This window comes from Serratia sp. FS14 (genome assembly GCF_000695995.1).
GTDB classification, from domain to species: domain Bacteria; phylum Pseudomonadota; class Gammaproteobacteria; order Enterobacterales; family Enterobacteriaceae; genus Serratia; species Serratia nematodiphila.
In genome coordinates, this window is the sequence record NZ_CP005927.1 from 1,765,979 (window position 1) to 1,779,980 (window position 14,002).

A 14,002-nucleotide genomic window follows, 5' to 3' on the forward strand; every position below is an offset into this window, starting at 1 on the left:
TGTCTGTAAAGGCACCAAATTTTATTGCCGGCGGGCCGGCGTCGCGCTTGCCAGTCACACTCTCTTGATTGTGAGGCATAGCTTAAAATACCGCCAGGAAAGGCTTGACCTTCCGCCTGGGGGAAGGTTTAGGCTGGCGGCATTGAGTTATGTCACTGAGAAAAGGGAGTCAGCGATGTTACGCCGTGATTTTATTAAATTAACTGCCGCGCTGGGCGCGGCGAGCGCATTGCCGTTATGGAGCCGAGCCGCCTGGGCGGCCGATAGGCCGGCCCTGCCGGTACCGCCGCTATTGATGCCGGACGCGCAGGGAAAGATTGCGCTGGCGCTGCAGGCGGGGGAAACCCGCTGGTTGCCCGGCGCCGCGACCAAAACCTGGGGATTCAACGGCGCGCTGCTCGGGCCGGCGGTGAAGCTGCAGCGTGGCCAGCCGGTGACGGTCGATATCAAAAACAGCCTGGCGGAGGCCAGTACCGTCCACTGGCACGGTCTGGAAATTCCCGGCGACGTCGATGGCGGCCCGCAGGCGCTGATCCATCCCGGCGCGACGCGCACGGTGAATTTCACCGTTGATCAACCGGCGGCCACCTGCTGGTTCCACCCGCATACCCACGGTAAAACCGGCAGCCAGGTGATGATGGGGCTGGCGGGGCTGGTGCTGCTGGAAGACGACGAAAGCGCCAAACTGCCGCTGCCGAAAACTTGGGGGCAGGATGATATTCCGGTGATCCTGCAGGATAAGCGGCTGGGCAAAGACGCGCAGATCGAATACCGCCTGGACGTGATGAGTGCGGCGGTGGGTTGGTTTGGCGATCGCATGTTCACCAACGGCGCGCAGTATCCGCAACATCTGGCGCCGCGCGGTTGGCTGCGTTTGCGTTTCCTCAACGGTTGCAACGCCCGTTCGCTGAATCTGGCGGCCAGTGACAACCGTCCGCTGTACGTCATCGCCAGCGACGGCGGTTTCCTGGCGGAGCCGGTGAAGCTGACCGAGCTGCCGATGCTGATGGGCGAGCGTTTTGAAGTGCTGGTCGATGCCTCCGACGGGAAAGCGTTCGATATCGTGACGTTGCCGGTGAAACAGATGGGCATGACGCTGGCGCCGTTCGATCGGCCGCTGCCGGTGCTGCGCATTCAGCCCTCGCTGGCGCAGGGCATCAAAACCATGCCGGACAGCCTGGTGAAGCTGCCGACATTGCCTGCCACCGCCGGCATCCAGGAGCGTTGGCTGCAGCTGATGATGGATCCGCAGCTGGATATGCTCGGCATGCAGGCGCTGATGGATCGTTATGGCCACCAGGCGATGGCCGGCATGAGCATGAATCATGGCGCGATGGGCGGTGGCGACATGAAAGGCATGGACCACGGTAACATGAAAGGCATGGAAAAGGGCGGCATGCAGGGCATGGATCACGGCAACATGAAAGGCATGGATCATGGCAAGATGGCCGGGATGGATCACGGCGGCGCGCAGGGCAAAGCCAAACCGTTCGACTTCAGCCACGGCAACATGATCAACGGCAAGGCCTTCGACATGACCAAGCCGATGTTCGCCGCCAAACGCGGCCAGTATGAGAAATGGACCATTTCCGGCGAGGGCGACATGATGTTGCACCCGTTCCACATTCACGGCACCCAGTTCCGTATCCTGTCGGAAAACGGCAAACCGCCGGCGGCGCATCGCAGCGGCTGGAAGGACACGGTGCGCGTCGAAGGGTGGCGCAGCGAAGTGCTGGTGCGCTTCGATCATCCGGCAAGCAGCGAACATGCGTATATGGCCCACTGCCACCTGTTGGAACACGAAGATACCGGCATGATGATGGGCTTTACCGTCGACGAATGATCGCGGTTCATCGCTCAGGTGGCGGTGCGCTCGCGTCGCCACCGGCGAAAGGCTATGCTAAACTCCGCACCTTTCTTCCGGCAACTGACCTGAATACTATGAAACACACTGTAGACGTAATGATTTCCGAGCAGGAAGTTAAGACCCGTATCGCCGAACTTGGCCGCCAGATCACCGAACATTACCGCGACAGCGGCAGCGACATGGTGCTGGTCGGGCTGCTGCGCGGCTCCTTCATGTTCATGGCCGATCTCTGCCGCGCGATCGACGTGCCGCACGAAGTCGACTTTATGACCGCCTCCAGCTACGGCAGCGGCATGTCCACCACCCGCGACGTGAAGATCCTCAAGGATCTGGACGAAGACATTCGCGGCAAAGACGTGCTGATCGTGGAAGACATCATCGATTCTGGCAATACGCTGAACAAGGTGCGCGAGATTTTGGCGCTGCGCGGGCCGAAATCGCTGGCGATTTGCACCTTGCTGGACAAACCTGAGCGCCGTGAAGTGCAGGTGCCGGTTGAATATGTCGGCTTCTCGATCCCGGATGAGTTCGTGGTGGGGTATGGCATCGACTACGCTCAGCGTTATCGTCACCTGCCGTACGTCGGCAAAGTGGTGCTGCTGGACGAGTAATTGGATGTGGGGCGCGGCAAGCCGCGCCCGCGGCGGGGTTATACGCCTTTATCCTGCTTCAGTTTGGCTATCGCTTTGCGGTAGCCCATCTCCAGGCTCTCGCGGCTGGTCGCCAGCACTTCCATATCGCGCAGGCGGCCGTCCTGAATGCCGTACACCCAACCGTGGATCATCACCTTCTGGCCGCGCTTCCAGGCCGATTGCATGATGGTGGAGTGGCCCAGGTTGTACACCTGTTCAATGACGTTGATCTCGCACAGCATGTCGAAACGCTGTTCCGGCGGCAGCTCGCCCAGCAGCGAGCTGTGCTTGTACCACAGATCGCGAATGTGCAGCAGCCAGTTGTCGATCAAACCCAGCTCCGGGTTTTCCACCGCCGCCTGCACGCCACCGCAGCCCAGGTGGCCGCAGATGATGATGTGTTCGACTTCCAGCACATCTACTGCATACTGCACCACCGACAGGCAGTTAAGATCGGTGTGGATAACGAGGTTTGCCACGTTGCGATGGACGAACAGTTCACCCGGCTCAAGGCCGGTCAGGCGTTCTGCGGGAACGCGGCTGTCAGAGCAACCAATCCATAAGAAGCGGGGCTTTTGCGCCTGGGCTAAACGTTCAAAAAAATCCGGGTCTTCCTGACTGATATTGGCCGACCAGGCCTGGTTGTTGGCGATAAGCTCTTCGATTTCTTTCATGGAGGTGATTGACCCGTAACGGACAGATTGCGTTGGGGTAATATAGGGTAAGCGTCACAATTTGGAAATCGGAACAGTGGTGCAGCCTCATTTAGCGCACGGATTCGACGCAGTGAAAACGTCGCCGATGCTAGGATTATCGTTAGTGTTTCAAGCCTCGCAAACAGGGGAGTGGCGGCATACTCATCGTTATAAGGTACTATTTTACATATGAATTATGCACTGGAATTAGCGCAGCTGACCAAGACTTACGCCGGTGGCGTCAAGGCGCTGCGCGGCATCGACCTGAGCGTCGAAGCGGGGGACTTTTATGCCCTGCTGGGGCCAAACGGCGCCGGAAAGTCCACCACCATCGGCATCATCAGCTCGCTGGTGAACAAAACGGCCGGCAGCGTACGGGTATTCGGTTACGACATCGATAAAGACATCGTCAACGCCAAGCGCCAGCTCGGCCTGGTGCCGCAGGAGTTCAACTTCAATCCGTTTGAGACCGTGTTGCAGATCGTGGTGAACCAGGCGGGTTACTACGGCGTCACGCGGCGTGAAGCGATGGCGCGCGCCGAAAAATACCTCAATCAGCTGGATCTGTGGGGCAAGCGCAACGAGCGCGCCCGCATGCTGTCCGGCGGCATGAAGCGCCGCCTGATGATTGCCCGCGCGCTGATGCATCAGCCGAAGCTGCTGATCCTCGATGAGCCGACCGCCGGGGTGGATATTGAGCTGCGTCGCTCGATGTGGGGCTTCCTGAAAGATCTGAACGCCCAGGGCACCACCATTATCCTCACCACCCACTATCTGGAAGAGGCGGAAATGCTGTGCCGCAACATCGGCATCATCCAGAACGGGGAACTGGTGGAAAACACCTCGATGAAGGGGCTGCTGGCCAAGCTGAAGTCGGAAACCTTCATCCTCGATCTGGCGGCGAAGAGCCCGCTGCCGAAGCTGGACGGTTACCACAGCCGCCTGACGGATACCTCGACGCTGGAAGTGGAGGTGATGCGCGAGCAAGGGCTGAACGGCCTGTTCGCCCAGCTGAGCGCGCAGGGCGTGCAGGTGCTGAGCATGCGCAATAAGGCGAACCGCCTGGAAGAGCTGTTTGTCACCCTGGTTAACGGCAATGGAGAGAAAGCATGACGCGTTTGTATTGGGTGGCCTTACAGAGCATCTGGGCCAAAGAGGTAAACCGGTTCGCGCGCATCTGGATCCAGACCCTGGTGCCGCCGGTGATCACCATGACGCTGTACTTCATCATCTTCGGTAACCTGATCGGCTCGCGCATTGGCGATATGCACGGCTTCAGCTACATGCAGTTCATCGTGCCCGGCCTCATCATGATGGCGGTGATCACCAACTCCTATGCCAACGTCGCCTCGTCGTTCTTCAGCGCCAAGTTTCAGCGCAACATTGAGGAACTGCTGGTGGCGCCGGTGCCGACCCACGTGGTGATCGCCGGCTATGTCGGCGGCGGCGTGGCGCGCGGCATCTGCGTCGGCGTGCTGGTGACCATCATCTCACTGTTCTTCGTGCCGCTGCAGGTGCACGCCTGGTGGGTGATTGCGCTGACGCTGCTGCTGACGGCGATCCTGTTCTCGCTGGCGGGGCTGATCAATGCGGTGTTCGCCACTACTTTCGACGACATCAGCCTGATCCCGACCTTCGTGCTGACGCCGCTGACTTACCTGGGCGGGGTGTTCTACTCGCTGTCGCTGCTGCCGCCATTCTGGCAGGCGGTGTCCAAGCTGAACCCCATCGTTTATATGATCAGCGGCTTCCGCTACGGTTTCCTCGGCATCAACGACGTGCCGTTGGCGTTCACCATGGCGGTGTTGGTGGCGTTTATCGCGGTGTTTTACCTGCTGTCCTGGTACCTGATCGAGCGCGGCCGCGGCCTGCGCAGCTGATCGTATCGTGCCCTCGCTTTCCCGGCGGGGGCGCTTTTCTTGATTTGGCGCAGGCGGCGTGTAAATCAATAGAATTGCTCAAATAACCGCTAGTTCCCCGCTGTTCAAATCGTGCTATGCTGGCGCTCCACATTTCCTCCACTTTTGTCATTACGCACTCGTAAGCAGAACATCATCATGCGGTCTCAATACACGTTAACGGCTGGGTTGCTCGGCATTCTGATGTCGTTGGTTTCCCCTGTGAGCCTGGCTAGTCTGCTGTCGGAAGACAGCGCGGTTAAATCTGAATACATGGAAGCGCAGCGCGATAGCGAAGTCTATGCGTTGGTGGGCGAGCATGTGATCCCGGTAGGGGAAGTGAAGCGCGGGCAACTGATCCAAGTCTTCCCGGCGGATGCGGAATACTACGAATTCAAATTCGGGCACGGTACCGGCTTTATCGATAAAGACGACGTGCGTGAATTGAAGAAGTCGCGCAAGGTGCAAGACGATCTGGGCGAGCTGAACAAACCACTGACCAACCAGAATCTGATCACGCAAAAAACGATCGACGTATACACCGCAGCGGACAAGGACAGCGAGGTATTGGGCACGCTGGAAGGCAACCTGCGCTATCCGATCATCGGTAAGCTGAAGGATCGCCTGAACAACACCTGGTACGAGGTCAACATCGGCGAGCGGCTGGGGTTCATTAATGAGTTGGACTGCGAGATCGATAACGGCATACCGGTGCTGACTTACCACCACCTGCTGAAAAACGAAGAGAACAAACGCTTCCGCCACACCTCGACCACCACTTCAGACGTGGCGTTCAGCAACCAGATGACCTACCTGAAGCAGGCGGGCTACGACACCATTTCGCTGTACCAGCTGGAAGCCTACCTGAAAAATCAGATCAACCTGCCGGGCAAGGCGGTCGTGCTGACCTTCGACGACGGGCTGAAATCGGTGTATCGCTACGCTTACCCGGTATTGAAGGATTACGGTTTCCGCGCCACGGCGTTCATCATCTCTTCGCGCATCAAGCGTCATCCGCAGAAATGGAACCCGGACTCGCTGCAGTTTATGAGCGTCTCGGAGCTCAAGCAGATTCAGGACGTGTTCGACGTGCAGTCGCATACCCATTTCCTGCACCGCACCGACGGTAATCGCCAGCCGATTTTGCTGAGCCGTTCACTGCACAATATCGAGTTTGATTTTGAGCGCTCACGCCGCGCGCTGTCCCAGTTCAATCCGCACGTGCTGTATCTGTCTTACCCGTTCGGCGGCTATAACCAACGGGCGATTCAGGCGGCGCAGGACGCCGGTTTCCATCTGGCGGTGACCACGGTGCAGGGCAAGGTAAAGCCGGGGGATAACCCCTATACGCTAAAGCGGCTGTATATTCTGCGCACCGACTCGATCCAGACCATGGCGGATCGGATAGCCAACAAGCCGGGCACGGTGGTGGTGCAATAAGGAAGAACGGGCGCGCAAGGCGCCCGTTTTATTGTCAGGCGACCTGAACCGGCACGGCTTTCGCCTTGCGCTGCAGGTTGTTGTCACCTTCGAAATAGGCGACTTTCGGGTGGTGTTGGCGGGCGTCGGCGTCGGTCATTTGCACATAGGAGCAGATGATCAGTTTGTCGCCGACGCAGGCGCAGCGCGCGGCGGCGCCGTTGACCGAAATGATGCGCGAACCGCGCTCGGCGGCAATGGCGTAGGTGGAGAAGCGCTGGCCGTTATCCACGTTGTAAATATCGATCGCTTCATATTCCAGAATGCCGGCGGCCTCCAGGAAATCCTGGTCGATGGCGCAGGATCCTTCATAGTGCAAGTCAGCCTGAGTGACTTTGACGCGATGCAGCTTGCCTTGCAGCATAGTACGTATCATAGCTTTACCTAACTGAATATCGGCCTTCACAGGCGCTGGGGTTGAACATCTCTCCTGCATCCCTGCAATCTCTATCGTCACCGATTGCTCCGCCATTGTCTACCAATGGTCAGGTCTTCTGGGTGACGACAGTATAAAAAACGGCTTACAGCGTCAGGTCGACCTGCTGGTTGTCGATAAGACGCGCCTTGCCCAGCCAGGCTGCCATCAGCACCACTGCTCGCTGGCTGTCCACCGTCAGCGGCTGCAGGCTGTCGGCGTCGCGAATAAACAGCTCATCCGGCGTAAAGCCGGCGGCGCGCAGCTGCTCGGCGGTCTGCTCCAGCAGCGCTTCGATCTGGCGCTCGCCATTGGCCAGCTGTTGCGCCAGCGCGTTCATGATCTTGCTCAGCTGCGGCGCTACCTTGCGCTCTTCGGCGGTCAGGTAGCCGTTGCGCGAGCTGAGGGCCAGGCCGTCTTTGGCGCGCACGGTCGGCACGCCGACGATATCGATGTCGTAACCCATGTCCGCCACCATTTTGCGGATCAACGCCAGCTGTTGGTAATCCTTCTCGCCGAAACAGGCCAAATCAGGCTGCACCAGGTTGAACAGCTTGCTGACGATGGTGGAAACGCCGCGGAAGTGGCCCGGCCGGCTGGCGCCTTCCAGGATGGTGGAGATGCCCGGCACGTCGACGTAGGTCTGCTGCTCCAGGCCCTGCGGATAAACCGCGGCCGGGGCCGGCGCGAACACCAGATCGACGCCGCGGCGGGTCAGCTTTTCGCTGTCTTCCTGCAGCGTGCGCGGGTAGCGCGCCAGATCGTCCGGGCGATCGAACTGCATCGGGTTAACGAAGATGCTCACCACCACCACGTCGGCGCGGGCGCGCGCTTCATCGACCAGCGTCATGTGGCCGTCGTGCAGGTTGCCCATGGTCGGCACCAGCGCGATGCGTTTGCCTTCCTGGCGCCAGCGGCGGATCTGCTGACGCAGCATCGGCAGGGTTTCGATAATAATCATTGGGTGACTCCTGGAACCATCGCTTAGTTAAAAGAGTGTTCAGCCGCCGGGTAGAGGCCTTGCTCCACTTCCTGAATGTAGTGCTGCACCGCCGTGCGGATATCGCCGCTCTGCGCCAGGAAGTTCTTGGCGAACTTCGGCGTGTGGCCGCCGGTGATGCCGAAGGCGTCGTGCATCACCAGGATCTGGCCGTCGGTGCCGTTGCCGGCGCCGATGCCGATGACCGGAATGGACAGCGCTTCGGTGATCTGGCGCGCCAACTCGGTCGGCACGCACTCCAGCACCAGCAGCTGAATGCCGGCCAGCTCCAGATTCTGCGCGTCCTGCAACAGCTGTTTGGCGGCCAGTTCGTCGCGCCCTTGTACCTTATAGCCGCCGAACACGTTGACCGACTGCGGCGTCAGGCCCAGGTGGCCGCATACCGGCACCGCGCGCTCGGCGAGCATTTTCACCGTGTCGCACAACCAGCTGCCGCCTTCCAGTTTCACCATGTTGGCGCCGGCGCGCATCAGCTCGGCGGCGTTGGCGAAGGTTTGTTCGGGGGTGGCGTAACTCATGAACGGCAGATCGGCCAGCAGCAGACAGGCCGGCGCGCCGCGGCGCACGGCGCGAGTGTGATAGGCCACGTCGGCGACGGTGACCGGCAGCGTGGAGTCGTGGCCCTGCAGCGTCATGCCCAGCGAATCGCCCACCAACAGGACTTTGATGCCTTGCTCTTCAAACAGTTTGGCAAAGCTGGCATCGTAGGCGGTAAGGGTAGCAAACTTGCGTTGCTCCTGTTTCCACTGGCGCAAGTGGGTCACGGTGGTGGGTTTCATCACAACGTCTCCTGAAACGGGCCGTGCGGCGTACGCAGGCCCAGGCTGCAAAAAAGTGCAGTCATTCTACTGTAACCCGATCGGGGTGGGTAGCGCGGATCGCCATGCTTAAGCGGTTCTTAAGAACCTTGTGGTGCAATGGCGCCAAGACTCAAAAGGGATACTCATGCGAATTCTGTTGATCGAAGATGACAAACTGATCGGGGACGGCATCAAGGCCGGGCTGACCAAACTCGGCTTCAATCTGGACTGGTTCACCGACGGCGCCGTCGGCAAAAATGCGCTGGACAGCGCGCCGTACGACGCGGTGATCCTCGATCTCAGCCTGCCGGGCCTCGACGGCCTGGATCTGCTGCGCGAGTGGCGCCAGGCCGGGCAGGACGTGCCGGTGCTGATCCTCACCGCCCGCGATGCGCTGGAGCAGCGGGTCAGCGGGCTGCAAAGCGGCGCCGACGATTATCTGTGCAAGCCGTTCGCGCTGGCCGAAGTGGCGGCGCGGCTGCAGGCGCTGATCCGCCGTCGCCACGGCCAACTGATGCCGCAGCTGACGCACGGCAACGTGGTGTTCGACAGCGCCACCCGCAGCGTGAGCTGCAACGGCGAGCCGGTGACGCTGACGCCGCGCGAATTGGCGGTGCTGGAGCTGTTTTTGCACAACAAGGGGCGGGTGCTGGCGCGGCCGTTGATTCAGGAGAAACTGTACAACTGGGACGACGAAGTGAGCAGTAACGCGGTGGAGGTGCATATTCACCACCTGCGGCGCAAGCTGGGCAACGGCTTCATCCGTACCATCCACGGCGTGGGTTACACGCTGGGGGATGCGCCGTGAAGCGTCTCAGCCTGCGGCTGCGTCTGATCCTGATCTTCAGCCTGCTGGCGCTGCTGACCTGGAGCACCGCCAGCGTGGTGGCCTGGGTGATGTCGCGCAACACCATCAACGAAGTGTTCGACACCCAACAGATGCTGTTCGCCAAACGGCTGGCGACCGCCAACCTCGGCGATCTGTTGGCCGATGAAAGCGCGCGCAGCCTGCCGAAAACCAAGAAGCTGGTGCATCACGGCAAGCGCGGCGAGCAGGACGACGACGCGCTGGCGTTCGCCATCTTCGATCGCCAGGGCAAGATGCTGCTCAACGACGGCGAGAACGGTGCCGACTTCCTGTTTGACGGAGAGCGTGAGGGTTTTACCGACGGCGAGCGCAAAGGCGATGACGACAGCTGGCGCCTGGTGTGGCTGACCAGCCCGGACGGGCGCTACCGCATCGTGGTCGGCCAGGAGTGGGATTACCGGCGCGATATGGCGCTGGGCATGGTGACCGGCCAACTGGTGCCCTGGCTGGCGACGCTGCCGGTGCTGATGCTGCTGATCGCGCTGATGGTCGGGCGCGAGCTGCGGCCGCTGCGCGCGGTGGCGGCCGGTTTGCGCCGGCGCGCGCCCGATGATGCGACGCCGTTGGACGCGCGCCAGGTGCCGACCGAGGTGCGCCCACTGGTGGATGCGCTCAACGCGCTGTTCGCCCGCATCAACGCTTTACTGGTGCGGGAGCGGCGTTTCACCTCCGATGCCGCGCACGAATTGCGCAGCCCGCTGGCGGCATTGCGGGTGCAGACCGAAGTGGTGCAGTTGGCGGGGGACGATGCGCCGATGCGCGAGCATGCGCTGGACAATCTGACGGTCGGCATCGATCGCGCCACCCGGCTGGTGGATCAGCTGCTCACGCTGTCGCGGCTGGATTCGCTGTCGGATCTGGCCGAACTGGCGCCGATCGACTGGAACAATCTGGTGACGATGACCCTAGCGGAACAGGACCGGCAGGCGCATGCGGCGGGCGTGACGCTACGCTATGAACATCGGGGAACGCCGCCGCCGCGTCAGGGAGAAACCTTGCTGCTGTCGCTGCTGTTGCGCAATCTGCTGGACAACGCGGTGCGCTATACCCCGCAGGGCGGCGTCGTCACTGTGACGTTGAGCGAACGTTCACTGACGGTGGAGGACGACGGTCCGGGTGTCACCACGGAGCATCTGGTGCGGCTCGGAGAGCGCTTCTATCGCCCGCCGGGGCAGGAACAAACCGGCAGCGGGCTGGGGCTCTCGATCGTACAGCGTATTGCCGGCTTGCATGGTTTACAGATCAGTTTCGCCAATCGCCCGGCGGGGGGATTTGTCGCGCGGCTGGCGCTGTAGGCGGGTCAGGATTTCGGTTTTGGCGAGTGCCACAGCGCCATGCCGTTTTCCGGCACGCGCTTGAGGCAGCTGGCGAGCGGTTCGCCATCGGGGAAAATCAGATCGGGGGCGATTTCTGCCAGCGGGTAGAGCATGAATTCGCGCTCTTTCAGGCCGTAATGCGGCACCGTCAGGCGATCGGTATGGATCACCTTGTCGCCGTACAGCATGATGTCCAAATCGAGCGTGCGCGGCCCCCAGCGTTCATCCTTGCGCACGCGCCCCTGATTGCGTTCTATCGCCTGGGTATGGTCGAGCAGCTGTTCGGGCGGCAACAGGGTATCCAGCGCCACCACCGCATTGAGAAAGTCCGGCTGGTTTTGCGGCCCCAGCGGCTTGGTGCGGTAAAACGAAGAACAGGTGACCAGCCGGGTGCGCGGGAGATGCTCCAGCGCCTCCAGCGCGGCGTTAACCTGTTGCAGCGGCTGCGCCAGGTTGCTGCCCAGCGCGATATAAACGCGGATCATTATGCCCCTTCTTTACGCGGTGCCCGGCGGCGAGGACGGCGTTGACGCGCGCGACGCGGCGCCGGATCGTCACCCAGGGTGCTCAACATGGCTTTCTGCCGCGCCGGCGTGGCGTCCTGGAACTCGCCCCACCACTCGGCCAGACGCAACATTTCCTGATTGTCTTCCACTTCCGCACGCAGCGCCAGCAAATCATAGGCGGCGCGGAATTTCGGATGCTCCATCAGTTTGTGCGCGCGTTTGCCCTGGCGGCGGGACAGGCGCAGCTGCAGCTGCCAGATATCGCGCACCAGCGTGGTGATGCGTTTCGGGATGGCCAGCGAGCGGCACTGCTCGTCGAGCACGTCGTTCATCGCCAGCGCGAAGGCGTCGTAGTAGGCCAGGCCGCTTTCCTGCGCCAGCTTCTGCGCATGCTCCAGCAGCGGGTACCACAGCATGGCGGCGAACAGGAACGCCGGGTTGACGCGCATGTCGTTCTGCAGACGGTGATCGGTGTTCTTCAGCACCTGCACCAGAATGCGCTCCATCGGCGTATCGTGGTTCGGCGTGAAGTTACGGGCGATCAGCGGGAACAGCGGTTGGAACAGCTGGTATTCGCACAGCTTCAGGTAGGTCTGGAAACCGTAACCCGCCTGCAGCAGCTTGAGGGATTCTTCGAACAGACGCGCCGGTGGGATCTCATGCAGCAGCGAAGCCAGACGCGGGATCGGCTCGGCGGTCTCTTCGCTGATGCGCATGTCCAGCTTGGCGGCGAAGCGCACCGCGCGCAGCATGCGCACCGGATCTTCGCGGTAGCGGGTTTCCGGATCGCCGATCAGGCGGATCACGCCTTGCTTCAGATCGTTCAGGCCGCCGACGTAATCGCGCAGGGTGAAATCCGCCACGCCGTAGTACAGGCTGTTGATGGTGAAATCACGGCGCTGGGCGTCTTCCTCGATCGAACCGAAGATATTGTCGCGCAGCAGCATGCCGTTTTGCGCCTGCTGGGAGGAATTCTTGTCGGATTCCTGATTCTGTTCGTGGTGACCGCGGAAGGTGGCCACTTCGATGATCTCCGGCCCGAACATCACGTGCGCCAGGCGGAAACGGCGGCCGACCAGGCGGCAGTTGCGGAACAGCTTGCGCACTTGCTCCGGCGTGGCGTTGGTGGTGATGTCGAAGTCTTTCGGCTTTTTGCCGAGCAACAGATCGCGCACCCCGCCGCCGACCAGATAAGCCTCGTAGCCGGACTTGTTCAGGCGATAAAGCACTTTCAGCGCATTCTCGCTGATGTCTTTACGGGAGATCGAGTGCTGTTCGCGCGGGATCACGGTCATCGAGTCGTTGCTCTCGGCGATAGGAAAAGGCGGACGCTTGCGCGGCGTTGAGCGGCGGGCAGGGGCGTTGCTGCCGTTATCGGCGGCGCGCGGCTGCGGCGCAGGGCGGCTTGGCGCCGCGGCACGCTCTTCGCGGACTACGTTTTTATCGCCGGCCGCCGCGTCGTCGCGGGGCAGCTTGTCATCGCGGGTCAGTACCTTACGACAGAAGTTGGCTACTCGGGTAAAAATGGTACACCTCGATAGTGACTGATAAAAATGGAGCTAACAAAAAATAGCGGCTAATCATAGCTCACCATGGCTCCTTTGAGAATGCCGGCGTGTTTTCATCCAGAGGGATAGCCTCCTGACGCGGCACGTTTTCCAACCGCCAGTGTTCGATCGCCCAGCTCAATAATAATGGCAGGTCAAGATCTTGCCAGCTTTCCGGCAGCGGTTGGCGCAGAAATTTCAGCGCGGCGATCAGCACCGGGCGCGGATCGCCGGCGGGCAACGCCGGCGCATGATTTTGCTTCGACAGCTTGATGCCGTTGGCGCCCAGAGCCAGCGGCAGATGCACATAGGCGGGCACCGGCGCCTGCAGCTGGCGGTAGAGGGCAATTTGGCGCACCGTCGGTTCGATCAGATCGGCGCCGCGGACAATCTCGGTCACGCCCTGAAAATGGTCGTCGATCACCACCGCCAGGTTGTAGGCGAACAGCCCATCGCGGCGGCGAATGATAAAGTCTTCCCCCGCCAGCGCCGGATCGGCGTGCAATTCTCCCTGCAGGCGATCGTGGAACCGGTAAACGGGGGCGGTCTGACGCAAGCGGATAGCGGCACCCTGCGGGCCTAGCTGCAAATCGCGGCAGTGGCCGTCGTACAATCCGCCGATGTGCTGGATGCGGCTGCGGGTGCAGGTGCAGTAATAGCTGAGCCCCTGGCGCTGCAACAGATCCAGCGCGGCGCGATAGGCGTCGTGACGTTGGGATTGATAGATGACCTGGCCGTCCCAGTGGAGACCATAATGTTCCAGCGCAGACAGGATGCGAGCGGCGGCGCCGGGGACTTCGCGCGGCGGGTCGATATCTTCGATGCGAACCAGCCACTGCCCGCGTTGGGCGCGAGCCTGAAGGTAGCTTCCCAGAGCGGCAATCAGCGAACCGAAATGCAGATCCCCGGAAGGCGATGGGGCAAAGCGCCCCACATAATGACTTTCTTGCATATCAGAGGGGAGAGGTTCCCTTTTCTC

General features: G+C 61.1%; 14 protein-coding genes. 7 read left to right on the top strand and 7 right to left on the bottom strand.

Going from position 1 to position 14,002, the window contains the following annotated elements:
- Positions 1-175: 175 nt before the first annotated feature.
- Both cueO and hpt read left to right on the top strand, forming a co-directional pair.
- On the top strand, positions 176-1,843 hold the full coding sequence (gene cueO, locus L085_RS07970) for a multicopper oxidase CueO (protein WP_044030504.1): 1,668 nt from the start codon (positions 176-178) through the stop codon (positions 1,841-1,843).
- A 98-nt stretch (positions 1,844-1,941) separates the two neighbouring features.
- Positions 1,942-2,478: a hypoxanthine phosphoribosyltransferase gene (gene hpt / locus L085_RS07975; protein WP_048234659.1), complete on the top strand. Its 537-nt coding sequence runs from the start codon at positions 1,942-1,944 to the stop codon at positions 2,476-2,478.
- Between the two features lie 38 nt (positions 2,479-2,516).
- Here the strand turns inward: hpt and can are convergent, their stop codons facing one another.
- Complete coding sequence (gene can / locus L085_RS07980; RefSeq protein ID WP_015379031.1) at positions 2,517-3,173, bottom strand: carbonate dehydratase; 657 nt, start codon at positions 3,171-3,173, stop codon at positions 2,517-2,519.
- A gap of 210 nt (positions 3,174-3,383) precedes the next feature.
- Here can and L085_RS07985 point away from each other — a divergent pair, with 210 nt between their 5' ends.
- The 3 genes from L085_RS07985 to L085_RS07995 all read left to right on the top strand — a co-directional run bounded on the left by L085_RS07985 (position 3,384) and on the right by L085_RS07995 (position 6,532).
- A complete protein-coding gene (locus L085_RS07985; RefSeq protein ID WP_021504747.1) occupies positions 3,384-4,307 on the top strand; it encodes an ABC transporter ATP-binding protein in 924 nt (307 codons plus the stop codon).
- Positions 4,304-5,074: an ABC transporter permease gene (locus tag L085_RS07990; protein WP_004937535.1), complete on the top strand. Its 771-nt coding sequence runs from the start codon at positions 4,304-4,306 to the stop codon at positions 5,072-5,074. The genes L085_RS07985 and L085_RS07990 overlap by 4 nt, the downstream gene beginning before the upstream one ends.
- Before the next feature lie 177 nt (positions 5,075-5,251).
- The gene (locus tag L085_RS07995) at positions 5,252-6,532 is read left to right on the top strand and encodes a polysaccharide deacetylase family protein (RefSeq protein ID WP_044030505.1); all 1,281 of its coding nucleotides are present in this window, start codon (positions 5,252-5,254) and stop codon (positions 6,530-6,532) included.
- A gap of 34 nt (positions 6,533-6,566) precedes the next feature.
- On the opposite strand, the gene panD is transcribed toward L085_RS07995, so the two are convergent.
- The 3 genes from panD to panB all read right to left on the bottom strand — a co-directional run bounded on the left by panD (position 6,567) and on the right by panB (position 8,765).
- Positions 6,567-6,947 (bottom strand): aspartate 1-decarboxylase, encoded by a 381-nt coding sequence (gene panD / locus L085_RS08000; protein ID WP_004937544.1) that lies wholly within the window; start codon positions 6,945-6,947, stop codon positions 6,567-6,569.
- A 145-nt stretch (positions 6,948-7,092) separates the two neighbouring features.
- Entirely contained in the window at positions 7,093-7,947 is an 855-nt protein-coding gene (panC, locus tag L085_RS08005; RefSeq protein WP_015379028.1) for a pantoate--beta-alanine ligase, read from the bottom strand.
- A 23-nt stretch (positions 7,948-7,970) separates the two neighbouring features.
- Positions 7,971-8,765, bottom strand: a complete 795-nt coding sequence (gene panB, locus L085_RS08010; protein ID WP_004937548.1) for a 3-methyl-2-oxobutanoate hydroxymethyltransferase — start codon at positions 8,763-8,765, stop codon at positions 7,971-7,973.
- Between the two features lie 166 nt (positions 8,766-8,931).
- On the opposite strand from panB, the gene qseB reads away from it, so the two are divergent.
- Positions 8,932-9,594, top strand: coding sequence for a quorum sensing response regulator transcription factor QseB (gene qseB, locus L085_RS08015; protein ID WP_015379027.1), 663 nt, complete (start codon positions 8,932-8,934; stop codon positions 9,592-9,594).
- The gene (gene qseC, locus L085_RS08020; RefSeq protein WP_044030506.1) at positions 9,591-10,949 is read left to right on the top strand and encodes a quorum sensing histidine kinase QseC; all 1,359 of its coding nucleotides are present in this window, start codon (positions 9,591-9,593) and stop codon (positions 10,947-10,949) included. The genes qseB and qseC overlap by 4 nt, the downstream gene beginning before the upstream one ends.
- 5 nt (positions 10,950-10,954) lie before the next feature.
- Here the strand turns inward: qseC and folK are convergent, their stop codons facing one another.
- The 3 genes from folK to gluQRS all read right to left on the bottom strand — a co-directional run bounded on the left by folK (position 10,955) and on the right by gluQRS (position 13,975).
- The gene (gene folK, locus L085_RS08025; protein WP_004937558.1) at positions 10,955-11,455 is read right to left on the bottom strand and encodes a 2-amino-4-hydroxy-6-hydroxymethyldihydropteridine diphosphokinase; all 501 of its coding nucleotides are present in this window, start codon (positions 11,453-11,455) and stop codon (positions 10,955-10,957) included.
- Positions 11,455-12,771, bottom strand: coding sequence for a polynucleotide adenylyltransferase PcnB (gene pcnB, locus L085_RS08030; RefSeq protein ID WP_004937561.1), 1,317 nt, complete (start codon positions 12,769-12,771; stop codon positions 11,455-11,457). The genes folK and pcnB overlap by 1 nt, the downstream gene beginning before the upstream one ends.
- A gap of 292 nt (positions 12,772-13,063) precedes the next feature.
- Positions 13,064-13,975, bottom strand: coding sequence for a tRNA glutamyl-Q(34) synthetase GluQRS (gluQRS, locus tag L085_RS08035; RefSeq protein WP_004937564.1), 912 nt, complete (start codon positions 13,973-13,975; stop codon positions 13,064-13,066).
- Positions 13,976-14,002 lie beyond the last annotated feature (27 nt).

Coding starts and splice junctions, on each gene's coding strand:
- cueO (WP_044030504.1), top strand. CDS start 176: ATGTTACGCCGTGATTTTATTAAATTAACTGCCGCGCTGGGCGCGGCG.
- hpt (WP_048234659.1), top strand. CDS start 1,942: ATGAAACACACTGTAGACGTAATGATTTCCGAGCAGGAAGTTAAGACC.
- can (WP_015379031.1), bottom strand. CDS start 3,173: ATGAAAGAAATCGAAGAGCTTATCGCCAACAACCAGGCCTGGTCGGCC.
- L085_RS07985 (WP_021504747.1), top strand. CDS start 3,384: ATGAATTATGCACTGGAATTAGCGCAGCTGACCAAGACTTACGCCGGT.
- L085_RS07990 (WP_004937535.1), top strand. CDS start 4,304: ATGACGCGTTTGTATTGGGTGGCCTTACAGAGCATCTGGGCCAAAGAG.
- L085_RS07995 (WP_044030505.1), top strand. CDS start 5,252: ATGCGGTCTCAATACACGTTAACGGCTGGGTTGCTCGGCATTCTGATG.
- panD (WP_004937544.1), bottom strand. CDS start 6,947: ATGATACGTACTATGCTGCAAGGCAAGCTGCATCGCGTCAAAGTCACT.
- panC (WP_015379028.1), bottom strand. CDS start 7,947: ATGATTATTATCGAAACCCTGCCGATGCTGCGTCAGCAGATCCGCCGC.
- panB (WP_004937548.1), bottom strand. CDS start 8,765: ATGAAACCCACCACCGTGACCCACTTGCGCCAGTGGAAACAGGAGCAA.
- qseB (WP_015379027.1), top strand. CDS start 8,932: ATGCGAATTCTGTTGATCGAAGATGACAAACTGATCGGGGACGGCATC.
- folK (WP_004937558.1), bottom strand. CDS start 11,455: ATGATCCGCGTTTATATCGCGCTGGGCAGCAACCTGGCGCAGCCGCTG.
- pcnB (WP_004937561.1), bottom strand. CDS start 12,771: ATGACCGTGATCCCGCGCGAACAGCACTCGATCTCCCGTAAAGACATC.
- gluQRS (WP_004937564.1), bottom strand. CDS start 13,975: ATGCAAGAAAGTCATTATGTGGGGCGCTTTGCCCCATCGCCTTCCGGG.